Below are 24,923 nucleotides of genomic sequence, written 5' to 3' on the forward strand. Positions count from 1 at the left end.
ACTATTAAATATAGTCAAATCATGTGAAAATTTCATTCTCGGAACAGCTTTATTAAAATTAAAAAATTTTGAAAAATATTATTGTTATTAATATTCCTTTAAAGAAAACTAACCAAAGTAATTGATAATCACTCAATTTGAATTTTTTTTGGTACCAATTAATAAGAGTTTTATGTTTATCTATTAATTTTCTCATTTTCACCGAGATTATTTATTACTAACGCTATTTTATCTTAATTTCTTTTATTATTATTTTATAGAAATCCTAGATTCAACTCAAATTAGATTATTCTATTAAAATTTAATTTTTTCTAAATTATTGAAACTATTTGCTAAATATCTACTATCTTAAAAAAAATGAAGTACTTATTTGTTGTTTTTTACCTATTTTTTCTAATTTATCCAGCTGAAGCCGTTACCACAAAAATGTTTAAAGTATTGGATACGTGTGCAAGATATCGACTCGGTGAGATTAATGCTAATGAGGCTATAGAAAAACTAAAATTAAAATTAACGGATTCTTCCACTAGTCAGCCAAAGGACCTAGTAAAAAAATATTGCTCAGTATTTACTCCAAATGAAAAAATTGAATTTTAATTGTAGCACTATATATTTAATTATTCTTTTTTTGAATAATCTTTAGCTTTGTTTCTTATTTCTTTAACTTTTTTAAAATTAGTTATTTTTAAATTAAAAATAACTCCCAAAAAAAGAATAAGAAATAAAATAATATAAATTATTAATTCCATATTATTGAATTAATAAATTTACCATAGTTAAATTCACCCTAGTTTATTTCAATAATTTTTTAGTATCTTTTAAAACAAAAAAACTGACTTTAATATCAGTTATTTACTTCAAGGCCACAAAAAAAACATATTAACCTCTAATATGGAATTTTATAAGATTTATTGTGCAGATTGGAGATAAAATTCCAGAATTTTCTTTAATGGATCAAAATGGAGTTAAAAGATCAAATAAGGGTTTAAAAAATCCCCTTGTTTTGTTTTTTTATCCAAAAGATGATACGCCGGGTTGCACTATAGAAGTTTGCGGATTTAGAGATAAATATGACTTATTTAAAGTATTAGGTGCACAAGTTTGGGGAGTAAGTAATGGAAGTACCTCAAGTCATTTGGCATTTGCTAATAAAAATAAATTACAATATCCATTACTTTGTGATACGAATGACTCTCTTAGGAAAACTTTTAAAGTTCCTAAAGTATTAGGTTTTATGGATGGTAGGGTAACTTATGTTATTGATCGCAAAGGAACAGTTAGGCATATTTTTAGAGATTTATTGAATGGTCCTGAACACATTAAAGAGGCTATTAGAGTACTTAAGGAAATTCAAAATCAATAAATTATTATTCAAATAATTTTAGATTAATATGTTTTGTTTTATTATAGTTTCAGCTTTTTTAACTATATGAAGAAAATGGGAATGCAGGCTGTTGATCTTGCTATTCAAAATGGAGTGGATCTTGACGGTACTCCAATCCCTCAAAAAATGCTTGATCTATACAATAGAATTATTGATGAGGAGAATAAAAGACAAAGGAGTGGTGTTAAAAAATCAATGAGAAATAGATGCGTCAAAACGGGTTCTAAGCATTTTGATAAAGAAACATTGAATCAATTATTAATAGACTCGGGATGGGAAGGTCTCAAAGAAAAAGAAATTTTGTTTTTTTATAACTAAAATTTTTTAAATTATCTTAAAATTTATATATGGTAATTTTTAATTAAATTAAAAAAACTTAGAACAAACAAAATATTTATTTAGATCTAATTTTTTGAATTATTTAAACCATCCTTTTTTGTTAGAGGATATTATTTTCTCTTTTTCAGCTTTTGTTTTATTACTTGCTTTTTTGAAAGCCAAGTTGGCTTCTATAACTGTAAATATTGATATGAAAAAAAGACCAGAAATCCCAATTATTTGTTCATTTTGAGAAGGTTCTGAATCACCTTGTAAAAAAATACCTAAAGCGAACCATGCAGTACTAGCAGTGATGGTAAAAAAATAGGGTTTCCATCTTCTTTGATATAAGTAACCCGATCCTAAACCAGGAAGAAAATTTAAAAAAGATGCCACCCACCCTTTTGAAGATGCAAGTATTTCGTCTCTTGAGGGATAAGACATTTATGTTAGGTATTTATTAAATGTGAATTTATATAAGCAAAAGATATTGCTGCACAAATTACCCAACTAAAGGGTAAGAACATTCTTATTTTTTCTTTATTGTTATTCATTTTCTAATTATGGAAAATATTTTTAAAATCTGTGGATTTAATAGATACCTTAAAACTAGAAGAATTTAAAAAGACGGTTTTTAACCGTCTTTGAAAAAAGTAATTTCTATAAAAATAAATTATTTATCTTTTGAGGCTGAGAGTACTTTAAGTTGTTTTTTTACTTCTTTTTCTCTCTCTTCAAGATGTTTTAGTTGGGCTTTAAAAGCATCTTCAAGTCTTACTTTTTGTGTTGTAATTTCATCAAGCTCTTCTTGATGTTGGTTTTTCTTTAACTCCTTCATTTCACTATCGGAAATAACATATACAGGGCGATATGAAGGTGTTTCAAAAAGAAGATCAAACATTGAATACATAAGTGACCTTTGAATTAGTACAGATTTAATATCTAATAATTCTTTGGAATATTAAAGGATAAATACCGAAGATATTGATACGGCAAATACACCGAATTTCGGTTTACCTAACATAACCGCCCAGTATTTACCGATCGAATTTTAAGGTATGTTTTAAAGTATAAGGAGATGATTCTAAAAATTTAAATTAAAAAGAACTAAAAATGGATTTAAAAATTACTAAAAAATTAGTAATCCCATCCAACGAAATTAAGTGGCGATTTTCCAGATCCTCCGGTCCTGGAGGGCAAAATGTAAATAAAATTGAAAGCAGAGTAGAGATTATTTTTGATTTAGAAGATTCCAAAGTATTAAATGATTATCAGAAAGAAATTCTTAAAAGAAACTTGAAAAACAAACTAGTAAATAATAGCTTGCGTTTAGCAGTTCAAGAACACAGAAATCAATTATTAAATAGGCAGCTAGCTTTAATGAAATTTAGTTCAATCATAAAAAATGCTTTAAATAAACCATTTAAATTAAGAAAATCTACACAACCTACTAAAGCATCACAAAAGAAAAGAGTTGAGGTTAAGAAAAAACGCGGCGAATTGAAAAAAAGTAGACAAAAAGAAAAAATATATCAAATATGAATAAACTAAATAAATATTTTCCTCGCAGATTTCAATCAAAGCATGTGATAAATTTAATTTTATTTTGGTTTATTGAATTCAACTAATGATTTCTGGTTAATTGACTCTAATTTTGTAGGGGTGATGCGTTTCTACAAAGATAGAGATTATTCTGATAAATCTGTTGATTATATGTTTATTGAAGAAGGAATTATTATGGGAATTCATGGAGAAAATCCTCCATTAATGAAAACTAGAAAAAAAATTGTTATTGAAGAAGCGAGATTATTATGGAAAAAATTGTTAAATGAAGGTTGGCAAAAAACTAATAAAAAATGGTGAGGAAATTCTACAAAAACTTTTTTTTAATTTCAGAAAATAAATGAACCTTTAGGGTATAGCCTGGAAATTTTTTCCTGTTGCAAATATTTCTTTTTTTTGATGTCGTTTTCATATCTTCTCAACATCATTAGATAGTTTGTAACTCCAAAAATTATTAAAAACTCAATAAATCTTATTCCTGCATCAAAGTTCATATGAATATTAAGCTTTATTTTAATCTGACAATTACTAATCAAAAATCAATCGGTATTTATATCTAATTAAAACGTCTAGTAAAAATCTTTTTTGATTGTACGGTATAAAAAACACATAATAAAAGTAATATTAAAATTGCACTAAAGCTTCCGATTGGGTTTGGAGTATTTTGTGTAAAAGGCCCTACTAAAAAAGAAGGCGTATTTTCTTTGAATTCTATTAATCCATTATTTAATAAAAACCAAATTCCCACTAGTCCTCCATGAATTCCTATGCAATTCCATAAAGAACCTTTATCTCTAATTTTTACTAATGATAGAAATATCCCAAGTAAAATAAATCCCAAACGTAATCCTACTATGTTCCAAAAGATCTCATTTGATAAATTATGAACAAAGCTAAAAATTATAGCTTGTAAAACTATTGATATTTTTGTACCATATTCAAATTTCAATTCTTCTAGTAACCAGCCTCTAAAAATTATTTCCTCTGCGAATCCAACACCTAATCCCAGTACAATAGAATTTAGCAATATTATTGGCGAGAATTCACCTATCCAAGAAATATAATTTTTTTGCAATAGTGGTACCAGAATTAGAATTATTAAAACTAAAGCAAATAAAATACCTTGAGAAAAATTGAAAAAGTTTTTCAATAATTTGTCTCTTGTTATCCCAAGAATTATCCAAGCACTTGATTTATTTCGTTTGATATAAAACCAATATGGGAGTAAAAAGATAAAAAGTAAGAAAGTAATAATAGTACCAATTAAGGATAAATTATCTTTTTCAAAATTAAACAATAAAAGTGGCTGAGATAAAGCCCAGCCAATTCCATAAAGAATAGGAATAAAAAATATAGTGGATAAAAATCTTGGTCTTAAAAGAAAAAAACTTCTAATTAGTATCATTACATTTTTCATTTTAGTTTGAATATCAATTAACCCCAGCCTTTGTCTTTTATTATTCTAACTACTTGTTCAAAAAGTTTTAGCTTTTTCTTTTTACTATAATTTATGTTTTTTGAAAGATTAGATAAATCTTTATAAAATTGCCGAGTTATTTTGTCTTCTTTATCACTAGGCCATAGTAAGTCAGAGCCCTCTTCATATTCTTCTTTATATCTTTCTTTAATCAAATGTTTTTTTATATCCTAATAATTTAAATTTTACATATTGCAAATGCTTAAAAGTGATGTTTATTAAATTTGTGTATTTATTTAAAATTTATGCTGATTAATCTTTCAACTTTAATTTTTACATTATTATCTCCATTACTTATTTTTGCAGTAATATTATCTGTTTACTTATTTCATTAGGAAGTATTTATAAAATAAACTTAATTAATTTAAGGGTGTATTATGCCTACTTTTTCTAATGCAAATGATAAAACTGCAATTAATGCCATTAGTGTTAAGATCTTGTTCTTTTTGATGAAATCCATAATGAATATTAATAATCTATTTATTAAATTCTTATATAGAATAATAAATAATTAAAATCATTATATCAATTACGATGGAGCCAATATATGTAGGAGATTTATTTCCCTCAATAGCTTCTTCTAAAAAGATTATTGAAAAATATGATAAAGGTATAAAAGAAGGGGAATTTTATGAAGAACCTATTGGCCGAGATTTTAATTACCCTGATTGGTAAATATGCTTACTACAAAAATAAATTTTGCCTTGGCAGATTTGATTAGAGAGTGGCGTAAGTGCCGGTATAAGAATCCTTCTATTGATGAGTGTGTAAAATTTGTTGAGTGGAAATTGGAAGATTATAAACTTTCTGATAGTGATAAAAGAATAATCGAATCTATTTTGCTCTATGAATCTGAATAACTATGTATTATAGAATTTAACTTTTATATTTATCTATAAAAAACAAAGGATCATTAAAATCCTCTTACAAATTAAGAAATAAGTAAATCAGCATATTTACGGATTTACTGAAAATATAAAAAGGAGTAATTTATAAATGTTGAGTTCGGAGGCAATCTAAATGATTGATAGTCCGCCTGAAATTTAGCAAATTCCAAAATATAGGAAGCGTATTCCTGAGAATGGGATTATTCGAAAATTCAAGTTCAATCAATTAGTCTGATAAGACTTCGCTTTATAATTACTAGCGACAATAGGGACTTAAATTATCGAGAGAAATCCCCGAATTCACGTATTCTAGGTTTATGAGTAAATAGACTTTAAAATATGTAATTTTATATCCTGTTAGAAGGAAATCAAATATCAAAAAGGACTGTACCACCAGTCCTTTTTTTTAATAATCTAATTCTAAACTTGACTTCTTTTTGGATAATATGGATTTATTAAGTGTTTAAAAATATTGCACAATGAAAGATCAAGTCTTGTTTCCTAAAATTGAAGTTCGTGAAAAGGGTTTTTTACAAGTAAGTGATATTCACAGGATTTATTGGGAAAGATCTGGCAATCCAAATGGAAAAAAAATACTAGTTATTCATGGAGGGCCAGGAGGAGGAAGTCAACCTAGATATAGAAGATACTTTGATCCAGATAAATTCGATATTATTCAATTTGATCAAAGAGGTTGCGGTTCTTCAACTCCTTTCTCCGAATTAAAAGAAAATACGACTAATCACTTAGTTGATGATATTGAGAAATTAAGGATTCTATTAAAAATAGATAGTTGGCATTTGTTTGGTGGATCTTGGGGCTCAACACTTTCACTTATATATGCAATTAAAAATCCCTCAAGAGTTAGGAGCTTAACTTTGCGAGGAATATTTTTATGTAGAAAGTTTGAATTATTGTGGTTCTATCAATATGGTGCAAGTGAGATATTCCCTGATGAATTTGAAGAATATATTTCTGTAATACCAAAAGAAGAAAGAAATGATTTGATAAGTTCTTTTTATAAATATCTAACATCATCAGATGCAAATCTTAGATCAGAAGCAGCAGGAGCTTGGACAAAATGGGAACTCTCAACTAGTCATTTAATAAATAAAAAATTCGATTTTGATAAGTCCCAAGTTAATTCTTTTTCAGATGCATTTGCAAGGATCGAATGCCATTATTTTGTTAATAATATTTTCTTAGAAGATGATTTTATTTTGAAAAATATAAAAATAATAGAATCGATTCCAACAAAAATAATTCAAGGGAGGTACGACGTAGTATGTCCTGTTAGGAGTGCTTGGGATCTAAATAAGAAATTAAAGAATTCTGAATTAATTATTGTTAATGATGCTGGTCATTCAATGAGTGAAAAAGGTATTAGTATCGAATTAATAAAAGCTGTAAAAGGAATTCAAAATCTCTAAAAGAGAGAATATTCTTTTAAAAATTAAAGGCCATTATCTTCAATATTTTGTGCAATACTCCTAAGAAGTTCGACGATTTCAGAATCTTCGCATTGAGTATCTTCTTTAAGCAAAATGCACTCGTCTATAATACTTACATTAGTACTCCACCATATACCTGAACTATTGGTATCGTCCCATTCAAATCTTTCAGACATAATTAATAAAATCTAATAGATACATTAAAGCTTGCATTAATTCATCGTGGATTTATATATTTAATTTCAAAATTTAAAAAACTTTCCTATGCACTAAAAGTAATCTGGAAATTTCTGAAAATAAAATTTAGAAATCTAATTTCAGTTCGTATTGTATATCCTTTTCCTTAGAAACAATTTTTTTATTATTTAAATTTTTTCTAAGTCTTTTTCTAGAGCCATGTTTTAAATAAATTTCTTTTGAGATATCCCAATATCCATCCTTTTTAGTGATTTCCTGAATTTTCTTCTTTGCAGTTTTAGTGCTTTTTGGGATGTCAATTATTGGTCTTATGTAATTAATTTGTTCATATTCTTCTTTATTAAATTTAGATAATAGCCATGGTTCATGAATGAAGTTAAGTGATATATCCTTTAATTCTGGTATCCATTTTTTTATAAATTTTCCTTGAGGATCATGATCTTTTCCCTGTTTAATAGGATTATAAATTCTATTAGTATTTATAGATGTAGTTCCAGATTGCATTTGGCATTGGTTCCAATGTATTCCAGGCTCATAATCTACAAATTTATTTGCTAATTCAGAACCTGAATCTTGCCATGGAAGCCATAAATTATAGCTAGCAAAAGACATTAACATAGCTCGCATCCTGAAGTTAATCCATCCATTGAAATTTAATGAGCGCATACATGCATCTATAAAAGGAAAGCCAGTATTACCTGAACTCCATAAATATAGTAATTCATTATTTTTTTCTCTAATATTTTTAAAAAAAGGATGAAATTCCCTAAACTCTAGTTCCGGTTCACTTTCAAGTTTCTGAATAAAATGACAATGCCAAGTTAATCTACTTTTTAACATCCTGGAATTATTGTTATTTGATATATTTGCCTTATTAAAAATTTCTTTTAATGAAATGCATCCCCAACAAATATATGGGGATAGTCTTGTACAACTATCAAATGATTTTTCTGGGCTAGAAATATCTTTTGAATAAAAATCTAATTTCTTACTAAAGAAGTATTGCATTCTCTCTAAACCTTTCTTTCTTCCACCTTGCATTCTTCCTGGACACTTTTCTTTTTTAAAGGAAAAAATTCCGTCTAAGGGTATTTCTCCAGCATCAAAGTTAATAGAATTTATTCTCAATGGAGCCTTAAAAAAGTTTTTTTCGGAATTTTCTTTCCACTTTTTAGACCAATTATTCCTATCAAAATTTCTTCTAAAAACTGAAAATTGCAGAAATTCCTTCCAAATAATATTTTTGCTTAAAGCCCATTTTCTTATTTTTTGATCTCTTTTATAAGTAAGCCAATCTCCTGTTTCTTGATGGCTATATATGCCCTTGATTAAAAATTTTGAACTAATTTCATCAAAAATATTAATAACATTGCCAGTCCTAATAATTAATGGTTGTCCAATCTCAGCAAGTGCATTTCTTAAATCTATTAAACTTTCTTTGCAAAATTGCCATTGTCTATATGAATGAGTATTTTGGCTCCAAATATCTAACTCAATAATATAGAGAGGTAAGATATCATTATCTTTTATAGCCTCACAAAGAGCTTCGTTATCAAAAATTCTTAAATCTTTCTTAAACCATAAGATATTTATTTCTTTCATAATTTTTTCTTTTAATCCTAGAAAAATAAGATTAAGTTTGTAGGTAAAAAATATAAAAAATTTTAGAATAACTAAAAATCAAAAAAATGAAAATAACAAAAAGACTTTGGGAGGATAATTATGAGATTGCTTTACAAAGTTTAAATACAAAATTTGTTCAAGGTTTAATGAATGGAAGTCTCCCTAAAAATATATTTCAAGAATATTTAGCTCAAGATTATTTCTTTTTAGAGACTTTTGCTAAGGCTTATGGTCTTGCTGTTTCCAAATCAAAAGATAAGTACTCAATAAGGAAGTTAAGTGAACTGTTAATGGGCGTTTCAGAGGAGTTAATACTTCATGAAACTTATTCAAAAGAATGGGATATTGATTTGTCTAATAACTATATAAAAAAAGCTACTAAAAATTATACAGATTTCCTTGATGAAACTTCCAAAAGACTTAGCTCCGTTGAAATAATGTTTGCAATGACTCCATGTATGCGACTTTATTCTTGGATAGGAAAAAGTTTGTATAAGGAGGATTTTGACACTAAATATAAAGAATGGATAATTACTTATTCTGATGAGAGCTTTGAAAAGCTAGCAGATTCACTTGAAAATCTTATTGAGACTAATAAAGAAACTTATGATATTAATCAGGCCAAATATTTATACAGGAGAGCTATGGAATTGGAGTTAAATTTTTTTAATGCATATTCAGATTTCTGATTTAAATTAAAATTTATTTATAGTACTTTCAAAAACGAGTTAATAAATTATGTATTCTAAAATTGCGCTTTCAATAGGCGGTAGTGACTCCGGGGGTGGAGCAGGCATACAGGCTGACTTGAGAACTTTCATGGCACTTAAAGTACATGGATGTTCTGTTATTACATGTATTACCGCACAAAATAGTATAGAGGTTACATGCGTTCAACCAGTAGAGAACAATACTTTATTAAATCAGTTAGATACTTTATTTGCTGATTTTGGTATTGATGCCTTAAAAACTGGAATGTTATTAAATGAAAGGATAATTAATGATACTGCTTCAAAATTAAATACATACAAAATAACCAAAATTATTGACCCAGTAATGGTTACAAGAACTGGTTCTAAATTACTGGAAGATTCTGCTGTTAATGCTTATAAAAAACTCTTATTACCAATTGCTGATTTGGTAACTCCTAATATTTATGAAGCAAATCTAATTTCTGGTCTAGAAATAAGGAGTAAAGAAGATATCGAAAATTCAGCAAGAAAAATTATTGCTCTTGGAGCTAAAGCGGTACTTATAAAAGGCGGCGGTTTAAAAGACATGAAAGGGAAGGATTTTTTTCTTGACTTAAATGGTAGAAAAGAGTGGCTATTTAATAATTTTATAAATACAAAAAATACCCACGGTAGCGGCTGTACTTTGAGTGCTGCTATTTGTGGTTACAAGGCTTTAGGTTTTGATCTATTTGATTCCATACAAAAAGCGAAATTATTTGTTGAGAAATCTTTAGACAATTCTTATAAAATAGGATCTGGCCCTGGTCCCTTAGGCCATCATTAATTATTTATAGAAGTGGAGTTAGAACCACCATTTTCTGTAGGGCTTTTTTAAAAATAAGATTTCTTCAGTCTCCCATCCTCCCTCCAACCACTCAAGATGCTCAAGTAATAAAGACTCACTTTCCCTTTTGCTTAATTGCCCAATTCTATTAGCAATACCATCGAACCTTACTTTCATCAATTCCTCAATCTTGATGTTATTCATAGGTTAAATCATAAATTTTTTCTACTCTTACTTGTATACATTTTCTTGTCAACGATTTAATTTTATTTGTTTACTAGTAGTTCTTAAATTTGTATTAAATACAACTTTTTAAAATAGATAGTAATTAAGACTTATTCACATAGATTTAATTAAAGACTAATTTATATGAAAATACTTTAACTATGAATAAAGAAGAAACAGCAAAGCAAAAAACTATTTTAAATGTAGGCTATTGTGAAACGACCTCTGAATGGCTCAATAGAATCATTACTGAACTGGCAGATGAAGATAAAAATTTCGTAGATTTGTCAGTTATTTGTGCTTAATTTTTTAGAAAATATAGTTTATTTTGATTTATTTTCAGTTAGCTTTTAACAATAAGAGAAATTTAAAAGATATTTTTGTGATGTGAATCCTGATAAAAAAAACACAGAAATAATTAAACAATTTAATTTATCTCCTCATCCAGAGGGTGGATGGTTTAGAGAGATAGTAAGGAGTGAGAATTCTCTAATAAGGGAAGATGGCCAAAATAGAAACTTTATCACGGGAATTTATTATCTTTTGGAGAGAGATGCAAAAAGTGCTTGGCACAGAGTAAAAAATGCTGATGAAATTTGGATTTATCTAAGGGGCGACCCTCTGAATTTATGGTGCCTAGATAATGATAATAAGTTAATAAAAAATTTGATTTTAGATTCCAATAATCCAGTAGAAATGATCCCCTCTGGACATTGGCAAGCTGCAAAAAGTAAAGGCGAATTTACTTTAGTGAGTTGTTGTGTTGGCCCGGGCTTTGATTTTAAGGATTTTGAATTACTCAGAAATACTAATCATATTTCTAGATTAGATAAAGCAATTAATGATCTTATTTGAGACATTTTTTTTATATTTTTGAAATTATCCTCTAGATTTATAAGGCTACTCAATCAATCTATATTTAATGAATCAAAATTCTGTCAAAACAATTGGTATTAATGATGAACCAAGAAAAGATTCATACTTAGTATATGTAAATCAGGCTGATGGATTAAAAGGCATCCTTAATAGGGATTTTGATGAATGGTCGAATTTTGATAGTTGGGAAAGTATCTCAGTTCAGCAATGGATTTTTTCTAGAGCTTTAGAGGTTTTCAGAGGAAAGAAAATTGATATTAAATGCGATTGTTGTGAATATAATGATTTAATCCCAAATGATTTTGAGAGTATTAAAAAAGAAAAATGTTTTGGTAAAAAAAGTGCTTACATGATTGAAAAAGTTGTAGATGAAATTGTATTAGCTAAGGCAAGAAGAGAAAGTGATGGAACATATTCTGCTTAAGATTCATAAATATTTATGGAGTAAAAAATCTTTTACTTACCAGTGAAAATTATCAGAAGAACCAATCGTTAAATTTCTAGTGGAAATCTTATGGAACTTAAAGTGCACCGAATCACTGAACTCCTTTTCATCTGAGTAATTCACAAGATCCAATGGGTCGATGTTTTCATCGAACCATGCATCATATTCAATATGGTTTGCTTCAGCAAAATAACTCATATCCAATTAATAGCTTTCAAAAAACATATAAACGGTACATGCGATACCAAATTAACATTCTTAATTTTTAGATAATCCATATTTTTAACTTGTTCATAAAGAATAGTTGCTAATAAGATAGGAGAAATATCTATAAATTAATGTCTCTAGATACAACCATGGTTTCTATCCATCCCCACTTCACAATCAAGGATGAGAAGATGGACCAGTGCATAGCTCTTTTAGAAGAAATTTTGGTACTGACAAAAGCTAATGAACCTGACTGCCTTTTTTTTAATATCACTACATGCGGTTCAGATAAGGCTTATGTAAGAGAGGCATATAAAGATGGTGCCGCCGCTTTATTTCATCTCAAAAATATGGGACATATGATTCCCAAGCTTTTTGAAGTGTCAGATATTACTGTGCAGGTCCAAGGCCCTGCCAAGGAGATTGAACCCTTGAAGGAAATACTGCCAGACGCTGATTTCTATGAAGCAATATCTGGATTCTGATTTAGATTGTATATATTGACAGTAGATGGCTAGGAGCTTTTAACCAACTTTTTTATTTAGGAATTCAAAATAAATTAATCTTCCCTTTACTTATATCAAGTAACTTTATTATCAGCTCAAATATTATTTTTATGGCATCAACTTTTTATATTGTTCAACATGAATTTAAGGTAGGAAAGGCCGAAAAATGGTGGGAAACAGCTTATGCGGCAATGTCACCAGGTGGTGGATGGGATGATGCGGTAGAAGCTAATAAAGAAAAAGGATTTTTTAACCATTCTGCAAATGCCGTAACTAAAACTGGTCCTGTATATTGTTTTTGGGAAGTAAAAGAGGGTATTTCAGCTGAGGAGTTTCAGGAGTTTATAGACGGTCCCTCTGGTCCAGGTTTCGGACAAGATGCTCTGATGAATATCTGTAAACCAATTGATACATTATTAATGAATGGACAAACACCTTATCCACCAGTTTTTTCTTGATTATTGACTGTCTATCTAGAATAGGGAGCAACTAGCTCTTTTTTATTATGTCTCTTGAAACTACCGTTTTCACATTCAAAATTAGCGTCCCTTTTGAAGAATGGGCTGCGGTTTATGACAGCGAAGAAAATATACAAATGAATAAAGAGCGCGGAATTATTTGCTTATACAAAGGTGTAAAGAAAGATGATCCAACAAGTGTAATTCTTATTGAGCAGGGTGAAGAAGGTAAATCAATAGCTATGTTTGAAGATCCAGCAGTGAAACCATTAATTGAGAGTGCAGGTCATATTTACGATTCAACGGTTATATACAGTTATTTTTAAGTGAAAAGCTTAATTCTTCCTGCAATATTATAATTTCCTTTTTCTGCTCAAGCTGGTTTTCCAGAAGGTGAGAATGGATATGATCTAAAAAAATTGAAGAGTCTTTTAGATTGCCTTGTGATGAAATTGGAAATGATGATTCTATTGCAAGAGCATTAGGAGTTGGTGCCTGTACCTGGATATTTGGAATAAATAAAGATAAAGAACCTGCGGAAGCTTTAAAAATTTCAGATACTGTTTTAATTGCTCTTTTGAAAGGAAATAATCTTGATTTAAAATCAATGCTTGAAAAAGATGGATTAATTAAAACGAATATCAAAAAAGAAGCTACTTATAGAATTAATTTCTGCAGAGAGGAAACAAAAAAAGCTATTCCAAAGTTAATTAAGAAATTACCAGAGGGTGTTGTATTGGATGAAGAGAGAATAGAAAATTTAACCAGAGTGTTTCCTCTGCAGTATTTAAGTATGTTTGAGCAATTTAGCAAATATAAGCAATGAAACTTTTACTATTGACTCCTATATTCAAACGTTTTAAAAAAAGTGCTTTTTTCTCATCACTTAATCAGAATAATTGTCCTGTTTATGATGCTGAAGAAATAAAAAAACAAGAACAACAAGAAGCTATTAGAAAGTTATACCCATAAAAAAAAGGGCGATAGCTTTGCCCCAGTCAAAAAGCAGGATAATCCCCATCACCCGGCCTTTTTTAAAATCCTAGCACTATATATAGTGTTTGTAAGTAATAAAAATTTACTATTGGTGGAGTTGTTTGTTTCTAATTAATTTGTCATGATAGAAATCCCCATCACTCAGGCTCGCAAGAGTCTTTTTTTATGTCTAGTTTTGGATCAGATACAACATTTATGCTTCTTGCAAAACTTAAAAATTAAGGAAGATAAGGTTGCAGAATACTTAGAAATTGCAGATATGACAGATAAAGCTATTGAAGCTGACGAACCAGGAATGCTCCATCATAATTTTGATCAAGATTCTGATGATCCTCTTCGTTGCGAATGGTCAGAAGTTTATAAAAATGATGATGCTTTACTAGCTCATTTAGCTAATCCAGCATTAGGTGTTTATCTTGAGGCTCATGCTGAAATAGGAACTGATTTATCTGTTGAATTTTACGGAACTGTGGGAGATAAAGTTATTGAAGCCATGAAGGGAACAGGAGTTCCATATAAGATCTTTTAAACAAAATTAGGATATAGAAGAGTTTAAGGATAAAAGTATTAACTAATTAATTCGACTAAATTATTAATAATAATCTGAGTGCTAGAGGTAACCATAGACATAGAAGAAGTATTAGTAAAATAGTAATAGCATGGATATTTGGAATGTAATGCTCTTTTAAAATTTTTGTTTTCATAATTTATCTCGCCTTCTTAAGTTTGATTTCTCTTCTGATAAGCAATGCTATAACTACAACACACATGTTCATTAGAAATACGTCTAATGGCATTTAATAAAAAAGTCTCTGCTTAATTAATAGCAAGATTTTTGATCTATGAATCAAGAAATGATTACGAATATTTATTGGCTTAATAAAACGAATTTAAAAATTAAATTTATGCTTAAATATCTCAGAACTTTTAACTATTAAATGGCTTATTCAGAAACAAGAATATTAATAGGTGGTCTAGCCCATGTGCCTGTTCTTATCTTTATAGCCAATTTTATAAAAGGTAAGTTTGGAATTAAAACTGAAGAGACAAAAGATACTGTAGTTAAAGAAGAGCCTGTTAAAATTGTTGAGCTAAAAAATACCTTAGTTAAAGAAGGAAAAGCAGAAACCTTAAAGGAACTTTCAAATAAGCTGGATAATATTGAACAGAAGGCGGATGAGGTTTATGAAAAGGTAAAGAAGAAAAAAAAGGATAAGAAGAAGAAAAAAAAGAATAACTAAATTGAGATCTTATCAAGCATCAATAGATCTTGAGCTTGGATTGTATCTCTCTTATCTTCATCTTCGGGATCTTTATAAGATTCAATTTCAGTTTGAATTTTTCTCTTGTAAACTCCTTTGATATAGTCAATTTCTCTACTCTCTTTATTCAAGATTGAGAATGGTGATCTTTTTAAGTTCATAACTTTCTCCTAATAAATAAGTTTTAATCAGCTCCAGTTCTTATCAGATTCAACAAAGCTATCCAATGTTTGCTGATTCCTGATTTCTTCCTCAAGAAGTTCTTCTTCTGATCTTTCTTCAATCTCAGATTTATGATCTTCTTTTAGAGTAGATTTGGTAGACATTTGCTCATGGCGACTACAATCATGTTCTAACTAGTCAGGCAAGCTATCCGGCTAATAAATATGTACGGTTTGAGGAACTACCTTATACGGATAAAGGATCAACAATTGAATTTGAATATGGTTAAAATCTTGGGTGATTTCGATTAGTTTTTTTCCCTTTAAAAATCATCAGTAAAGGCAGACCAATAAGCATAAGACTTCCATCAATTAATAAAAAAGTATTTAGATTCATTTATATATTTCTTCGGGGTTATCCCAATTAAGAGGTATCCCTCTTTTAAAAGGTTCTTTTTTCATATCATCCATCTCTTTTCTGATTTTATTGTAGTAGGCCAACTCTTCAGGATCATTAGAACCAAGACCATAATTCATGGCCGCTGCAAGATAAATTCTGTGCATACGGTATGACGATAGTGACATTACTGAATAAAAGTTTTATCAAATATATCTAAATTTTGGATAAAATGCTGATCTACGAGATCCCATTTATATTGATCAATTCTGCAAGGATCCCCTGTCTAATCAAAGAAACAATATTTATATTTTTTTACTACTTACCTTTTTTCTCGTTGCAATACTTTTGGCCATGCCCTCGTCGGGACTTGAACCCGAGACCTCTCCCTTACCAAGGGAGTGCTCTACCGCTGAGCTACAAGGGCAATTTTAAAGTGGGCCGGGTTGGATTTGAACCAACGTAGGCAGAGCCAGCGGATTTACAGTCCGCCCCCTTTAACCACTCGGGCACCGACCCCCACTATTTGAACTTATCAGTTAATGGTCACTTTGTGTGAAATTGTTTTGGTTTTTTTGTTTCTTTCTAGATAGCATTTAATTGAAAAGACTTTATTGATGATGAATATACTATTAATAAATGGACCAAATCTAAATCTTTTGGGCACTAGAGAACCTGAAATATATGGTAATAAAACATTGAGTGATATAGAAAAAGATTTAACTAAAGTTGCCCAAGAAAAAAGTATTAATCTTGAATGTTTTCAAAGTAATCACGAAGGAGAAATAGTAGATAAAATTCAGGAGTCTGTAAAAAGTATCCAAGGTATTCTTATAAATGCAGGCGCTTTTACTCATACCTCGATTTCTATTCGTGATGCTTTAATTGGATCAAAAATTCCTTTTGTAGAGTTACATATTTCAAATATTTTCAGTAGAGAAGATTTTCGTAAAGAATCTTTTCTTACAGATAAAGCTATAGGAATTATTAGTGGATTCGGCATATCAAGTTATTCCTTAGCTCTTGAAGGAATCATTGGATATTTGAGTATTAAAGATTAAATGCTTGTCGATTTTACAAGGCCCACTTCTCATATTAAATATTTATCGTCATTGACCTCAGATGAGTGGATCAAACTCGCATTATCTAATCCAATAGATATTCTTATTGACCATGCTCATTGTGAAAGAAAAGCAGCAGGAGTAGCTATTCAATTGATGTTTAGATATCCATCAGAACCAAATCTGGCAGAAGTTCTAAGTCCAATAGCGAGAGAGGAATTAGAGCATTTTGAAAAAATACTTTATTTTTTAAAGGATCTTGGTCATTCTCTTGAGTCCTTAAAACCGCCTCCATATGGAGCTGAATTGGCCAAGAATATAAGAAAGGAGGAGCCCAATAGAATGCTTGATAGTTTCTTAATAGCAGGACTTATTGAAGCAAGAAGTCATGAAAGATTAAGCTTGCTTGCGCTGAATTCTGAAGATAAATCGTTTAAATCCCTTTATAAGTCTCTGCTAGAGAGTGAGGCAAGACATTTTGGAGTTTACTGGAAACTAGCGCAAACTAAATTCTCTAAAAATCAAACTTTCAAAAGGTTAGAGGAATTGTCTGAAATTGAGTCAGCAATACTAGCTGAAACTTTTATATTGCCAAGGGTACATAGCTAAAGTTAATAAAATAAAAATGATAATTAACAAATTCTTAAGTTTACTTAATCGATATAAAACTGATTTACCAACATTCACCATAGTTGGTGTAGGCCCTGGAGATCCATCGCTTTTAACAATTGCTGCTGTGGATGCAATAAAAAAAGCGAAAGTTATAGTTTTCCCAATATCAGCTGATAATAAAAAAAGTTTCGCTGCGGAAATAGTCAAGAAATACACCAAATTTAAAAAAAATATCCCTATCATCTTTCCAATGGCTAGGAAGGATTTTGATCCTGATGAAATATGGTCTGATGCTGTAGAAAAAATTGTTAAATTTATACAAAATGGCGAATCAGTTGTTTTACTTTGTCTTGGAGATACTTCACTATTTGCAAGTTCTTCTAATATTTTGAGGTTAATAAAAAATAATCATGCTGAAATTATTACCAAAACCATACCTGGTATTTCCTCTATTTCAGCAGCAGCAGCTTTGAATGATTTTGATTTAGTAAAAAAAGGCGAGACATTGATCATCAAAGAATGCTCTTCTTCAGAATCTGAATTAACAACCCTAATTAGGGAAAGTAAGGCAAATAAAACGGTATTGGCCATTATGAAAGTTGGCAAAAGATGGAATTTAGTCAGGGAAATTTTAAAAAAAGAGGATATCATCAATACAACATTAATAGCTTTAAGTGTTGGGATGCCTGATCAAATTATTCAATATGCATCACAATATAAAAAGGGATTTATGCCTTATTTTTCTTTGATTTTGATAAGGTTTGATTAATGTATAAAAAAGAAAAATTAGTTGAAAATCAATTTACATGGCCAATATGTAAGGATCTATTATTTCTTGTTCTCGAAGATAAGGTTAGTGATGTATTTGTTTGTGAATTAGTTTGGGAAAGACTTTTTTATACTAAAGAACTATCTATAAATGATTGGACCTTTAGCGCATTAACTCCTTCTTATTGGTCAGAAAAATTTGAAAAAGCTCCTCAAATTATTTCAGAGCGACCAGCCTCAGTACATTTGACTCGATCAATTCCAAAAGACTATAAACAGGGATTGAAAAATTTTCTTAATTTTAAAGGTTATAAGATTAATGAACTCTATCCAAGAAGAACTAGAAGAGCAACGGTAGTAAACTGGTTGATTTATTGGGCGATTGAAAATGATTGTTTTTCAAAAGATAATGGATTAATGCCAAGTCCTAGTTCACCACCTGTTAATCCAGTTAAAGGACATTTTGGCGATCCAGAAATTAAATAAGGTTTTTCAAAAAGATAAATGATTCTATTAAAGGTATAGTTGTAATGAATAGTACTTTCTTTGGAGAGAAGAATTGATTCTTCCTACAATAGCAATTATCGGAAGGCCGAATGTTGGTAAATCTACCTTAGTTAATCGTTTTTGCCAAAGTAATGATGCAATAGTATTTGATAAGCCTGGTGTTACAAGAGATAGAACTTATCAAAATGCTTCATGGGGAGGTAAGGAATTTCAAATAGTTGATACTGGAGGTTTAGTTTTTGACGATGATAGTGAATTTCTCCCAGAGATAAGGACCCAAGTTTTCTTGGCTCTAGAAGAGGCTTCACTCGCGTTACTGGTGGTAGATGGGAATCAAGGCGTTACTGATGGTGATTTATCAATAGCAAAATGGTTAAGAAACTCAAGCTGTAAAACAATTGTTGCTGTTAATAAATGCGAATCGACTACTCTAGGAATATCCCTAGCTTCAGAGTTCTGGAAATTAGGATTGGGCGAACCTAACCCTGTTTCGGCTATTCATGGTTCAGGTACTGGAGATCTTTTAGATCTCGTTATTGGCGAACTTCCTGAAAATAATATCCAGGATGATGAAGAAAAGATAATGATGTCCATTATTGGTAGACCTAATGTTGGTAAATCTAGTTTGTTAAATTCAATCTGTGGAGAAAAAAGAGCAATAGTTAGTGATATTAGTGGTACGACAACTGATTCAATAGATACGCTTATTAAAAAAGGTAATAATCATTGGAAAATTATTGATACTGCAGGGATTAGAAGAAAGAAAAATGTTAAATATGGCACTGAATTTTTTGGTATTAATAGGGCTTTTAAATCTATAGATAGAAGTGATGTTTGTCTTTTAGTTATAGATGCTATAGATGGAGTAACTGATCAAGATCAGAAGCTGGCTGGGCGCATAGAAGAACAAGGCAGAGCTTGTATAATTGTTGTTAATAAATGGGATCTTGTAGAAAAAAATAGTTCAACAATTTATCAAGTAGAAAAAGAACTTAGATCTAAACTTTATTTTTTACACTGGTCAAAAATGATTTTTATATCTGCATTAACAGGTCAAAGAGTTGATAATATTTTTGAGCATGCTCTTAATGCTGTAAATCAACATAGAAGAAGAGTTACAACATCTGTAGTTAATGAAGTACTTAAAGAATCACTCAGTTGGAAAAGTCCTCCAACGAAGAGAAGCGGCAAGCAAGGTAGGCTTTATTACGGTACTCAAGTAAAGAACAAACCTCCCACCTTTACTCTTTTTGTAAATGACCCTAAATTATTTGGAATAACTTATAGAAGATATATTGAAAAACAAATTAGAGTAAATTTAGGCTTTGAAGGCACACCCCTCATTTTACTTTGGAGAGGAAAACAGCAAAGAGCTTTAAATAAAGAAGTCGAAAGAGAAAATATTGAGTTAATTCAAAAAGATTAATGAATTTGCTAACCAAATTTTCTGTTGGTCAATACGTTCATGGTAATAGAAGTTGGCTAAGAATTATAGATAGTAGATTAAAAATAATTATCGTAATGATATTTTTAATCACTCCAATTTGGGCAGGTCCAATATGGAGATTGAGTTTAGTTGGTTTTTTACTATTAATTACTTTTTTAAGTTTATTGCCATCTAGAGTATGGTGGCGATCATTATTTTTTCTTTCATTTTTATCACTATTAATTGGCTGTATATCAATACTTGCCTCGTCTGATATTCAATCTCTTGATGGCTACTTAAGAAATCCCAATGAGTTGCAAGTAGTACTGGAAAGCCAAAAAGAATGGAATATTTTACAAATTCCTTCGCAGAAGATATGGTTTATTAATTTTGGTCCCTATAACTTATCAAGAAAAGCCTTTGAACTAGGAATAAAAACCTCCACTTTGATCTTTACCGTTATTCATAGTGTGAATTTGATGCTTTTAACCACATTGCAGGAAGACATTGTATGGGGATTAAGTTGGTTTATGTATCCATTAAGAAAGATTGGATTACCTACTAGTAAGTGGCTTTTTCAGTTATTAATTGCATTACGTTTTATTCCTCTAGTGCAGGAAGAACTTCAAAATATCATTAAATCAGTGTCAGTTAGATCAATAAACTTTCGAAATTTAGGATTAAAGAAATCTTTTAATATTTTATTAATCTTATTGGAAAGGTTATTTCAAAATATATTTCTGAGAATTGATCATGGAGCAGAATCATTACTCTCAAAGAAAAAAATTATTATAAAAACTAATAGATTTAGAACTCTTTATCCTTCAAAATCTCTCAATGTAATTGTTAATACATTATCGATTTGTTTTATTTGCATAGCAATTTTTCTTAGAAAACTGTATGGTGCATTATAAATAACACAATATTTTAGGTTTGAGTTCTGAGCGTTATTTAAACCATCCAACATTTGGTATGTTATACCAAGTTTCTCCTGGGAATGATGGGAGGGATATTTATGCGACTTTATACGCTCAAAAAATGTTTTTCTTGGTAGAAGTTCGACAGAGAGAAGTTTTTTTTGAAGTTATACCTTATTTAGATGCCCGAAATCAGGCCGAATTAAACCTTCAAAAAACTAGAAGAAAAGGATCTGAAGAACTATCTAAATGGGAAAATTTATTTACGCAAACTTTCTTATAAAAGGTGAACCCTGCAAATTATTTAAAAATAAAAAATAAAATACCATCAAATGTAAATATTCTTGCAGTAAGTAAAGGATTTAAAAGTCAAGAAATCAAGACCATTCAAAATATAGGTCAGAACGATTTTGGTGAAAGTAAGGTTCAAGAGGCTTTTGAAAAACAATTAATCTTAAAAGAACTTAAACAAATAAATTGGCACTTTATTGGAAGAATACAAAGTAATAAAATAAGAAAAATAGTTCAAAATTTTAAATATATTCATTCAGTAGATTCATTTGAAAAGTTGCAAAAGATTGCTAATATTTCACGTGAAGAGAAGAAAAATCCATTAATAATGTTGCAGGTTAAGTTCAGTGATGACCCTACTAAAGGAGGATTTAATCCTGAATTTTTAATATTGAAATGGAGAGAAATTCAAGAGTTGAAAAATATTTCATTAACCGGTTTGATGACTATCAATCCTAAAGGACTTAGCTCTAAAGAAAATTCAGGGTTGTTCAAAAAATGTCGTGCTCTCGCTGATTCACTGCAACTACCAGATTGTTCCATGGGGATGTCAGGTGATTGGGAGGAAGCTATTGATGCTGGATCAACTTGGTTAAGATTAGGATCATTGATTTTTGGAGGTAGATCTTAATTAGTTATTTTTTTATAAAAATCTTATCTATAAACTTGCAGTAAAGTTCAACTAACGTTATTTAAGTATAGGTAGTTTATTCATTTAAAAAATGAATCTATCACTTAAGGTTCTTAAACCTTATTAATCAATTTCAAGAGGATTTAAAAGGTGTCACTTATTTCTAGATTAAAGGCAGTTGTTGCCGGTGATGAGTATCTCGATGATGATTTTGATGAGTTGGATTATGCTTCAGAGGATGAATTAAATGATATTAATAATTTCAAACAAAATCCAAAGAATGCAAATGCCCTTGCAAATTCAAATCCATTCGATTTTATGAATAACAACAGATCATCAAAAGTAGTGGGTATGCCTGGGATCGCAAATTCATCCTCAGAAGTAAGCTTAATGGAACCAAGAAGTTTTGATGAGATGCCTCAAGCTATACAAGCACTAAGAGAGAGAAAAACCGTAATTCTCAATTTAACTATGATGGATCCTGATCAAGCTCAAAGAGCGGTTGATTTTATTGCTGGGGGCACATATGCAATTGATGGACATCAAGAAAGAGTCGGTGAAAGTATTTTTCTTTTTGCTCCAAGTTGTGTAAATGTAACTAGTTCATCACCAGAAGAAGCTTCTCCTTCTTCTTTGCCTACAGAAAACACACCACAATATAGTTTGGGCAAAAATACTACTCCTGAACCAGCGTGGGGTAATTCTAAATTAAGTGCTTATTCATGATTAATCTGTGACAGATAAAATTGCGATTATTGGTTTTGGAAATATTGCAAGTGCTATAGTTACCCCTCTATTAGATAAAAAATTAATTCAGCCAGAGAATGTTTTCTGTGTTGTCAATTCAGAAAAAAGTTTAGAAAATATAAAAAAAAATTATAAGCATAATATAAATGTTTATAGATCAGGTTCTAAAGAGTCAAAAATAATTTGGGATTGTCAATATAAACTTCTTTCCATAAAACCCCAACAATTTAATGATATAAGCGAGGCCCATCATATAAAAAACAAGGAAAATTTAATAATTTCAATTCTTGCAGGAGTTTCAATAAATAGACTTACTCAAAAGTTCCCTAATCATAAATGTGTGAGGGTGGTTACAAATATTCCAATAACTATTGGAAAAGGTTTAACTGGGATTTCTTGGGGAGAAGAAATTACGGAAAATCAGAAAAAATTTACAAAAAAATTATTTGTAAATACAAGTAAAATTTATGAATTTACTGAAAATTACCTTGATATTTTTTTAGCTTTAACTTCATCAGGTCCTGCAATTATTGCTTTAATTATAGAAGCATTAAGTGATGGAGGATTAAGCGGGGGATTGCCAAAAATAATTTCAGAGGAACTTGTTATGGAAATGATACTAGGGACTATTTGTCTAATAAAGGAAAATAAACTTACGACTTCTGAGCTTAAAAATTTAGTAACCTCTCCAGGTGGAACAACTATTTCTGCTTTAAGAGTTTTAGAAAAAAAAAGTGTAAGGTCAGCATTAATTGAATCAATAGTTTCAGCTAGTAATCGAAGTAAAGAGTTTCGTTAGTTTTTAAAATTATCTTTTAAGTTCATATAAACTTTTTCGAGTGAATTTATATTTTTATTAATTGTGTATCTCTCAAGTATACGTTCTCTAGCTTTTTCTCCAAGATCTTTTGTAAATGAAGGGTGTTCTACAAGAATTGGGATTATAGTTTTTAATTGTGCAGCTACATTATCAGTTGAAATTACTATTCCTACGCCGTTATCTAAAACTTCTCCATCAGCTCCTGCATCTGTAGCTACACAAGCAGTACCAGCAGACATTGCCTCTAATAGTGATAATGATAAACCTTCTACTAAGCTTGGTAAGAAAAATACTTCTGCTATTTGCATTATTGCTACCCTAGTTTCTAAATCTAATTCGGGACCCCACCAAATTAATTTCTCATTTGCAAGGTTAGAAAAACTATTTTCAAGTGTTGGCTTCAGTGGTCCATCTCCGACAATAACTAATTTACAATTTTGAGTTTTTGTTTGGCGCCAAGAACGTAAAAGTGCCTCGATATTTTTCTCATTGGCAATCCTACCCATATATAAAAAGATTCTTTCATTTCCAAGTTTGTTTTTTACCTGAGCATATTTTTTATTTTTTTCGCAAAAAGGTTTCCAAATATTCTCATCAACCCCGTTTGGGATAATTATTTGTTTTTCTTTAGGTACTCCTAATTTATAAAGAACATTTTTTTGAAGTTCGGAAAAAATGATTATTTTATGGAACTTTGATAAAGAGGGAGCATAAAGTTGGTATGTTAATTGTTGAGTACTAGCAGTTAAATTTCTATTTTTTGCATCAAATGGTGGGTGAAACGTTCCTATTAGTGGAAGATTAATTTCATCACAAATCTCTGGAAGTCTAAAGTCTAAAGGAGATAAAGTTAAGCTTGCATGTACTAAGTCAGGCTTTAATCTTTCCAATGATAGCCTTAGCTCTTTTTCTGCTCTTGGTGAGGGGATTGTATAAACTTGGGACTTAATTAAATATGGAAGACTTACATCAGGATCATTTGCCAGAAATAATGGCTTTGATGAATTTGAACTAGAAGGATTGTCGAAATGAATGAAACTAATTTTATGGCCTCTGGTCTTTAATTTCTCAGTAGTTGAATTACCATAAGTTACATTTCCACAAAAAGGAGATTTCTTACCCAACCAGGCAACATGAACCACATTTATTGAATGAACTATTTATTAAATTAACAGTCAGAGCACCCAAGAT

Annotated in this window: 42 protein-coding genes and 2 tRNA genes; 30 read left to right on the plus strand and 14 right to left on the minus strand. The window is 29.9% G+C overall.

The features are described from left to right. Positions 1-357: 357 nt before the first annotated feature. From HA149_RS01865 to HA149_RS01875, 3 genes are all read left to right on the plus strand, one after another. Positions 358-597 (plus strand): non-structural protein (NS2)-like protein, encoded by a 240-nt coding sequence (locus HA149_RS01865; RefSeq protein WP_209112500.1) that lies wholly within the window; start codon positions 358-360, stop codon positions 595-597. A 316-nt stretch (positions 598-913) separates the two neighbouring features. After that, positions 914-1,363, plus strand: coding sequence for a peroxiredoxin (locus tag HA149_RS01870; RefSeq protein WP_209112502.1), 450 nt, complete (start codon positions 914-916; stop codon positions 1,361-1,363). A 66-nt stretch (positions 1,364-1,429) separates the two neighbouring features. Next, positions 1,430-1,702, plus strand: a complete 273-nt coding sequence (locus HA149_RS01875; RefSeq protein WP_209112504.1) for a small RNA NsiR4-regulated ssr1528 family protein — start codon at positions 1,430-1,432, stop codon at positions 1,700-1,702. A gap of 99 nt (positions 1,703-1,801) precedes the next feature. Here the strand turns inward: HA149_RS01875 and HA149_RS01880 are convergent, their stop codons facing one another. Further along, positions 1,802-2,146 (minus strand): hypothetical protein, encoded by a 345-nt coding sequence (locus HA149_RS01880; protein WP_209112506.1) that lies wholly within the window; start codon positions 2,144-2,146, stop codon positions 1,802-1,804. A gap of 229 nt (positions 2,147-2,375) precedes the next feature. Then, a complete protein-coding gene (locus tag HA149_RS01885; protein ID WP_209112508.1) occupies positions 2,376-2,612 on the minus strand; it encodes a hypothetical protein in 237 nt (78 codons plus the stop codon). A gap of 203 nt (positions 2,613-2,815) precedes the next feature. Here HA149_RS01885 and arfB point away from each other — a divergent pair, with 203 nt between their 5' ends. Both arfB and HA149_RS01895 read left to right on the plus strand, forming a co-directional pair. Next, positions 2,816-3,244, plus strand: coding sequence for an alternative ribosome rescue aminoacyl-tRNA hydrolase ArfB (gene arfB / locus HA149_RS01890; protein WP_209112510.1), 429 nt, complete (start codon positions 2,816-2,818; stop codon positions 3,242-3,244). A gap of 72 nt (positions 3,245-3,316) precedes the next feature. Continuing rightward, positions 3,317-3,565 carry a DUF1651 domain-containing protein gene (locus HA149_RS01895; RefSeq protein WP_209112512.1) on the plus strand — a complete coding sequence of 83 codons (249 nt, stop codon included), beginning with the start codon at positions 3,317-3,319 and terminating at the stop codon, positions 3,563-3,565. Positions 3,566-3,821: 256 nt separating this feature from the next. Here HA149_RS01895 and HA149_RS01900 read toward each other — a convergent pair whose 3' ends face one another. Both HA149_RS01900 and HA149_RS01905 read right to left on the minus strand, forming a co-directional pair. Continuing rightward, on the minus strand, positions 3,822-4,670 hold the full coding sequence (locus tag HA149_RS01900) for a CPBP family intramembrane glutamic endopeptidase (protein ID WP_245154648.1): 849 nt from the start codon (positions 4,668-4,670) through the stop codon (positions 3,822-3,824). Between the two features lie 29 nt (positions 4,671-4,699). Further along, complete coding sequence (locus HA149_RS01905; protein WP_209112517.1) at positions 4,700-4,897, minus strand: hypothetical protein; 198 nt, start codon at positions 4,895-4,897, stop codon at positions 4,700-4,702. 379 nt (positions 4,898-5,276) lie between these two features. Here HA149_RS01905 and HA149_RS01910 point away from each other — a divergent pair, with 379 nt between their 5' ends. The 3 genes from HA149_RS01910 to pip all read left to right on the plus strand — a co-directional run bounded on the left by HA149_RS01910 (position 5,277) and on the right by pip (position 7,059). After that, the gene (locus tag HA149_RS01910) at positions 5,277-5,417 is read left to right on the plus strand and encodes a hypothetical protein (RefSeq protein WP_209112519.1); all 141 of its coding nucleotides are present in this window, start codon (positions 5,277-5,279) and stop codon (positions 5,415-5,417) included. A 2-nt stretch (positions 5,418-5,419) separates the two neighbouring features. Next, entirely contained in the window at positions 5,420-5,602 is a 183-nt protein-coding gene (locus tag HA149_RS01915) for a hypothetical protein (RefSeq protein ID WP_209112521.1), read from the plus strand. Between the two features lie 506 nt (positions 5,603-6,108). Beyond that, on the plus strand, positions 6,109-7,059 hold the full coding sequence (pip, locus tag HA149_RS01920; protein ID WP_209112523.1) for a prolyl aminopeptidase: 951 nt from the start codon (positions 6,109-6,111) through the stop codon (positions 7,057-7,059). Positions 7,060-7,082: 23 nt separating this feature from the next. Here pip and HA149_RS01925 read toward each other — a convergent pair whose 3' ends face one another. Beyond that, a complete protein-coding gene (locus HA149_RS01925; RefSeq protein ID WP_209112524.1) occupies positions 7,083-7,256 on the minus strand; it encodes a hypothetical protein in 174 nt (57 codons plus the stop codon). A 127-nt stretch (positions 7,257-7,383) separates the two neighbouring features. Further along, positions 7,384-8,880 (minus strand): FAD-binding domain-containing protein, encoded by a 1,497-nt coding sequence (locus HA149_RS01930; RefSeq protein WP_209112526.1) that lies wholly within the window; start codon positions 8,878-8,880, stop codon positions 7,384-7,386. Between the two features lie 86 nt (positions 8,881-8,966). Between HA149_RS01930 and HA149_RS01935 the strand changes: the two genes are divergently transcribed. Further along, on the plus strand, positions 8,967-9,590 hold the full coding sequence (locus HA149_RS01935) for a TenA family protein (protein WP_209112528.1): 624 nt from the start codon (positions 8,967-8,969) through the stop codon (positions 9,588-9,590). Positions 9,591-9,639: 49 nt separating this feature from the next. Next, positions 9,640-10,419, plus strand: a complete 780-nt coding sequence (thiD, locus tag HA149_RS01940) for a bifunctional hydroxymethylpyrimidine kinase/phosphomethylpyrimidine kinase (protein ID WP_209112530.1) — start codon at positions 9,640-9,642, stop codon at positions 10,417-10,419. An 18-nt stretch (positions 10,420-10,437) separates the two neighbouring features. On the opposite strand, the gene HA149_RS01945 is transcribed toward thiD, so the two are convergent. Beyond that, on the minus strand, positions 10,438-10,623 hold the full coding sequence (locus tag HA149_RS01945) for a hypothetical protein (protein WP_032515599.1): 186 nt from the start codon (positions 10,621-10,623) through the stop codon (positions 10,438-10,440). A 182-nt stretch (positions 10,624-10,805) separates the two neighbouring features. On the opposite strand from HA149_RS01945, the gene HA149_RS01950 reads away from it, so the two are divergent. The 3 genes from HA149_RS01950 to HA149_RS01960 all read left to right on the plus strand — a co-directional run bounded on the left by HA149_RS01950 (position 10,806) and on the right by HA149_RS01960 (position 11,944). Then, a complete protein-coding gene (locus HA149_RS01950; RefSeq protein ID WP_209112532.1) occupies positions 10,806-10,949 on the plus strand; it encodes a hypothetical protein in 144 nt (47 codons plus the stop codon). 82 nt (positions 10,950-11,031) lie between these two features. Then, positions 11,032-11,499, plus strand: coding sequence for a cupin domain-containing protein (locus tag HA149_RS01955; RefSeq protein ID WP_209112534.1), 468 nt, complete (start codon positions 11,032-11,034; stop codon positions 11,497-11,499). 67 nt (positions 11,500-11,566) lie between these two features. After that, positions 11,567-11,944 carry a hypothetical protein gene (locus HA149_RS01960; RefSeq protein WP_025927361.1) on the plus strand — a complete coding sequence of 126 codons (378 nt, stop codon included), beginning with the start codon at positions 11,567-11,569 and terminating at the stop codon, positions 11,942-11,944. Positions 11,945-11,980: 36 nt separating this feature from the next. On the opposite strand, the gene HA149_RS01965 is transcribed toward HA149_RS01960, so the two are convergent. Continuing rightward, positions 11,981-12,163, minus strand: a complete 183-nt coding sequence (locus HA149_RS01965; protein ID WP_209112536.1) for a hypothetical protein — start codon at positions 12,161-12,163, stop codon at positions 11,981-11,983. Positions 12,164-12,363: 200 nt separating this feature from the next. Between HA149_RS01965 and HA149_RS01970 the strand changes: the two genes are divergently transcribed. From HA149_RS01970 to HA149_RS02000, 7 genes are all read left to right on the plus strand, one after another. Beyond that, on the plus strand, positions 12,364-12,657 hold the full coding sequence (locus tag HA149_RS01970) for a hypothetical protein (RefSeq protein WP_025965370.1): 294 nt from the start codon (positions 12,364-12,366) through the stop codon (positions 12,655-12,657). Positions 12,658-12,788: 131 nt separating this feature from the next. Further along, positions 12,789-13,136, plus strand: a complete 348-nt coding sequence (locus HA149_RS01975; protein ID WP_209112539.1) for a hypothetical protein — start codon at positions 12,789-12,791, stop codon at positions 13,134-13,136. Between the two features lie 47 nt (positions 13,137-13,183). Beyond that, positions 13,184-13,462, plus strand: coding sequence for a DUF3764 family protein (locus tag HA149_RS01980; RefSeq protein WP_209112541.1), 279 nt, complete (start codon positions 13,184-13,186; stop codon positions 13,460-13,462). A gap of 110 nt (positions 13,463-13,572) precedes the next feature. Next, positions 13,573-13,962: a ribose ABC transporter ATP-binding protein gene (locus tag HA149_RS01985; RefSeq protein WP_245154649.1), complete on the plus strand. Its 390-nt coding sequence runs from the start codon at positions 13,573-13,575 to the stop codon at positions 13,960-13,962. Further along, a complete protein-coding gene (locus tag HA149_RS01990; protein ID WP_209112543.1) occupies positions 13,959-14,108 on the plus strand; it encodes a hypothetical protein in 150 nt (49 codons plus the stop codon). The genes HA149_RS01985 and HA149_RS01990 overlap by 4 nt, the downstream gene beginning before the upstream one ends. 145 nt (positions 14,109-14,253) lie before the next feature. Next, positions 14,254-14,661: a putative quinol monooxygenase gene (locus HA149_RS01995; RefSeq protein WP_432421767.1), complete on the plus strand. Its 408-nt coding sequence runs from the start codon at positions 14,254-14,256 to the stop codon at positions 14,659-14,661. Positions 14,662-15,070: 409 nt separating this feature from the next. After that, on the plus strand, positions 15,071-15,373 hold the full coding sequence (locus HA149_RS02000) for a hypothetical protein (RefSeq protein ID WP_209112545.1): 303 nt from the start codon (positions 15,071-15,073) through the stop codon (positions 15,371-15,373). Here HA149_RS02000 and HA149_RS02005 read toward each other — a convergent pair. The 5 genes from HA149_RS02005 to HA149_RS02025 all read right to left on the minus strand — a co-directional run bounded on the left by HA149_RS02005 (position 15,370) and on the right by HA149_RS02025 (position 16,471). Further along, positions 15,370-15,555 (minus strand): hypothetical protein, encoded by a 186-nt coding sequence (locus tag HA149_RS02005; RefSeq protein ID WP_209112547.1) that lies wholly within the window; start codon positions 15,553-15,555, stop codon positions 15,370-15,372. The two genes, HA149_RS02000 and HA149_RS02005, sit on opposite strands and share 4 nt — an antisense overlap. A 27-nt stretch (positions 15,556-15,582) precedes the next feature. Further along, positions 15,583-15,720, minus strand: a complete 138-nt coding sequence (locus HA149_RS02010; protein ID WP_193742620.1) for a hypothetical protein — start codon at positions 15,718-15,720, stop codon at positions 15,583-15,585. Positions 15,721-15,948: 228 nt separating this feature from the next. Next, positions 15,949-16,140, minus strand: a complete 192-nt coding sequence (locus HA149_RS02015) for a hypothetical protein (protein ID WP_209112549.1) — start codon at positions 16,138-16,140, stop codon at positions 15,949-15,951. A 167-nt stretch (positions 16,141-16,307) separates the two neighbouring features. Further along, a tRNA-Thr gene (locus tag HA149_RS02020) sits at positions 16,308-16,379 on the minus strand. 10 nt (positions 16,380-16,389) lie between these two features. Beyond that, positions 16,390-16,471, minus strand: a tRNA-Tyr gene (locus HA149_RS02025). 101 nt (positions 16,472-16,572) lie between these two features. On the opposite strand from HA149_RS02025, the gene aroQ reads away from it, so the two are divergent. From aroQ to proC, 10 genes are all read left to right on the plus strand, one after another. Then, positions 16,573-17,013 carry a type II 3-dehydroquinate dehydratase gene (aroQ, locus tag HA149_RS02030; protein WP_209113906.1) on the plus strand — a complete coding sequence of 147 codons (441 nt, stop codon included), beginning with the start codon at positions 16,573-16,575 and terminating at the stop codon, positions 17,011-17,013. Further along, complete coding sequence (locus HA149_RS02035) at positions 17,014-17,622, plus strand: tRNA-(ms[2]io[6]A)-hydroxylase (RefSeq protein WP_209112551.1); 609 nt, start codon at positions 17,014-17,016, stop codon at positions 17,620-17,622. It abuts the gene before it with no gap. A 16-nt stretch (positions 17,623-17,638) separates the two neighbouring features. Continuing rightward, complete coding sequence (gene cobI, locus HA149_RS02040) at positions 17,639-18,394, plus strand: precorrin-2 C(20)-methyltransferase (protein WP_209112553.1); 756 nt, start codon at positions 17,639-17,641, stop codon at positions 18,392-18,394. Further along, the gene (locus tag HA149_RS02045; RefSeq protein WP_209112556.1) at positions 18,394-18,879 is read left to right on the plus strand and encodes a DUF1823 family protein; all 486 of its coding nucleotides are present in this window, start codon (positions 18,394-18,396) and stop codon (positions 18,877-18,879) included. The genes cobI and HA149_RS02045 overlap by 1 nt, the downstream gene beginning before the upstream one ends. 73 nt (positions 18,880-18,952) lie before the next feature. Then, positions 18,953-20,326: a ribosome biogenesis GTPase Der gene (gene der, locus HA149_RS02050; RefSeq protein WP_209112558.1), complete on the plus strand. Its 1,374-nt coding sequence runs from the start codon at positions 18,953-18,955 to the stop codon at positions 20,324-20,326. Beyond that, the gene (locus tag HA149_RS02055) at positions 20,326-21,240 is read left to right on the plus strand and encodes an energy-coupling factor transporter transmembrane component T family protein (protein ID WP_209112560.1); all 915 of its coding nucleotides are present in this window, start codon (positions 20,326-20,328) and stop codon (positions 21,238-21,240) included. Before der ends, HA149_RS02055 begins: the two co-directional genes overlap by 1 nt. Positions 21,241-21,259: 19 nt before the next feature. Beyond that, positions 21,260-21,526, plus strand: coding sequence for a PII-interacting protein PipX family protein (locus tag HA149_RS02060; protein WP_079332418.1), 267 nt, complete (start codon positions 21,260-21,262; stop codon positions 21,524-21,526). Positions 21,527-21,529: 3 nt separating this feature from the next. After that, entirely contained in the window at positions 21,530-22,165 is a 636-nt protein-coding gene (locus HA149_RS02065; protein WP_209112562.1) for a YggS family pyridoxal phosphate-dependent enzyme, read from the plus strand. Positions 22,166-22,315: 150 nt separating this feature from the next. Next, positions 22,316-22,891: a cell division protein SepF gene (locus tag HA149_RS02070; protein WP_209112564.1), complete on the plus strand. Its 576-nt coding sequence runs from the start codon at positions 22,316-22,318 to the stop codon at positions 22,889-22,891. Positions 22,892-22,898: 7 nt separating this feature from the next. Further along, positions 22,899-23,711, plus strand: coding sequence for a pyrroline-5-carboxylate reductase (gene proC, locus HA149_RS02075; RefSeq protein ID WP_209112566.1), 813 nt, complete (start codon positions 22,899-22,901; stop codon positions 23,709-23,711). On the opposite strand, the gene HA149_RS02080 is transcribed toward proC, so the two are convergent. Beyond that, entirely contained in the window at positions 23,708-24,874 is a 1,167-nt protein-coding gene (locus tag HA149_RS02080; RefSeq protein WP_209112568.1) for a glycosyltransferase family 4 protein, read from the minus strand. The genes proC and HA149_RS02080 overlap by 4 nt on opposite strands. Between the last annotated feature and the right edge of the window lie 49 nt (positions 24,875-24,923).

It is taken from the genome of Prochlorococcus marinus XMU1406 (assembly GCF_017696055.1).
Lineage (GTDB): Bacteria > Cyanobacteriota > Cyanobacteriia > PCC-6307 > Cyanobiaceae > Prochlorococcus_A > Prochlorococcus_A marinus_W.

Excerpts from the sequence above, each read along its gene's own strand:
- HA149_RS01865 (WP_209112500.1), top strand. The coding sequence starts at position 358 with ATGAAGTACTTATTTGTTGTTTTTTACCTATTTTTTCTAATTTATCCA.
- HA149_RS01875 (WP_209112504.1), top strand. The coding sequence starts at position 1,430 with ATGAAGAAAATGGGAATGCAGGCTGTTGATCTTGCTATTCAAAATGGA.
- HA149_RS01880 (WP_209112506.1), bottom strand. The coding sequence starts at position 2,146 with ATGTCTTATCCCTCAAGAGACGAAATACTTGCATCTTCAAAAGGGTGG.
- HA149_RS01885 (WP_209112508.1), bottom strand. The coding sequence starts at position 2,612 with ATGTATTCAATGTTTGATCTTCTTTTTGAAACACCTTCATATCGCCCT.
- arfB (WP_209112510.1), top strand. The coding sequence starts at position 2,816 with ATGGATTTAAAAATTACTAAAAAATTAGTAATCCCATCCAACGAAATT.
- HA149_RS01900 (WP_245154648.1), bottom strand. The coding sequence starts at position 4,670 with ATGATACTAATTAGAAGTTTTTTTCTTTTAAGACCAAGATTTTTATCC.
- HA149_RS01910 (WP_209112519.1), top strand. The coding sequence starts at position 5,277 with ATGGAGCCAATATATGTAGGAGATTTATTTCCCTCAATAGCTTCTTCT.
- HA149_RS01915 (WP_209112521.1), top strand. The coding sequence starts at position 5,420 with ATGCTTACTACAAAAATAAATTTTGCCTTGGCAGATTTGATTAGAGAG.
- pip (WP_209112523.1), top strand. The coding sequence starts at position 6,109 with ATGAAAGATCAAGTCTTGTTTCCTAAAATTGAAGTTCGTGAAAAGGGT.
- HA149_RS01925 (WP_209112524.1), bottom strand. The coding sequence starts at position 7,256 with ATGTCTGAAAGATTTGAATGGGACGATACCAATAGTTCAGGTATATGG.
- HA149_RS01930 (WP_209112526.1), bottom strand. The coding sequence starts at position 8,880 with ATGAAAGAAATAAATATCTTATGGTTTAAGAAAGATTTAAGAATTTTT.
- HA149_RS01935 (WP_209112528.1), top strand. The coding sequence starts at position 8,967 with ATGAAAATAACAAAAAGACTTTGGGAGGATAATTATGAGATTGCTTTA.
- thiD (WP_209112530.1), top strand. The coding sequence starts at position 9,640 with ATGTATTCTAAAATTGCGCTTTCAATAGGCGGTAGTGACTCCGGGGGT.
- HA149_RS01945 (WP_032515599.1), bottom strand. The coding sequence starts at position 10,623 with ATGAATAACATCAAGATTGAGGAATTGATGAAAGTAAGGTTCGATGGT.
- HA149_RS01950 (WP_209112532.1), top strand. The coding sequence starts at position 10,806 with ATGAATAAAGAAGAAACAGCAAAGCAAAAAACTATTTTAAATGTAGGC.
- HA149_RS01960 (WP_025927361.1), top strand. The coding sequence starts at position 11,567 with ATGAATCAAAATTCTGTCAAAACAATTGGTATTAATGATGAACCAAGA.
- HA149_RS01965 (WP_209112536.1), bottom strand. The coding sequence starts at position 12,163 with ATGAGTTATTTTGCTGAAGCAAACCATATTGAATATGATGCATGGTTC.
- HA149_RS01970 (WP_025965370.1), top strand. The coding sequence starts at position 12,364 with ATGGACCAGTGCATAGCTCTTTTAGAAGAAATTTTGGTACTGACAAAA.
- HA149_RS01975 (WP_209112539.1), top strand. The coding sequence starts at position 12,789 with ATGGCATCAACTTTTTATATTGTTCAACATGAATTTAAGGTAGGAAAG.
- HA149_RS01980 (WP_209112541.1), top strand. The coding sequence starts at position 13,184 with ATGTCTCTTGAAACTACCGTTTTCACATTCAAAATTAGCGTCCCTTTT.
- HA149_RS01990 (WP_209112543.1), top strand. The coding sequence starts at position 13,959 with ATGAAACTTTTACTATTGACTCCTATATTCAAACGTTTTAAAAAAAGT.
- HA149_RS01995 (WP_432421767.1), top strand. The coding sequence starts at position 14,254 with ATGATAGAAATCCCCATCACTCAGGCTCGCAAGAGTCTTTTTTTATGT.
- HA149_RS02000 (WP_209112545.1), top strand. The coding sequence starts at position 15,071 with ATGGCTTATTCAGAAACAAGAATATTAATAGGTGGTCTAGCCCATGTG.
- HA149_RS02005 (WP_209112547.1), bottom strand. The coding sequence starts at position 15,555 with ATGAACTTAAAAAGATCACCATTCTCAATCTTGAATAAAGAGAGTAGA.
- HA149_RS02010 (WP_193742620.1), bottom strand. The coding sequence starts at position 15,720 with ATGTCTACCAAATCTACTCTAAAAGAAGATCATAAATCTGAGATTGAA.
- HA149_RS02015 (WP_209112549.1), bottom strand. The coding sequence starts at position 16,140 with ATGTCACTATCGTCATACCGTATGCACAGAATTTATCTTGCAGCGGCC.
- aroQ (WP_209113906.1), top strand. The coding sequence starts at position 16,573 with ATGAATATACTATTAATAAATGGACCAAATCTAAATCTTTTGGGCACT.
- HA149_RS02035 (WP_209112551.1), top strand. The coding sequence starts at position 17,014 with ATGCTTGTCGATTTTACAAGGCCCACTTCTCATATTAAATATTTATCG.
- cobI (WP_209112553.1), top strand. The coding sequence starts at position 17,639 with ATGATAATTAACAAATTCTTAAGTTTACTTAATCGATATAAAACTGAT.
- HA149_RS02045 (WP_209112556.1), top strand. The coding sequence starts at position 18,394 with ATGTATAAAAAAGAAAAATTAGTTGAAAATCAATTTACATGGCCAATA.
- HA149_RS02055 (WP_209112560.1), top strand. The coding sequence starts at position 20,326 with ATGAATTTGCTAACCAAATTTTCTGTTGGTCAATACGTTCATGGTAAT.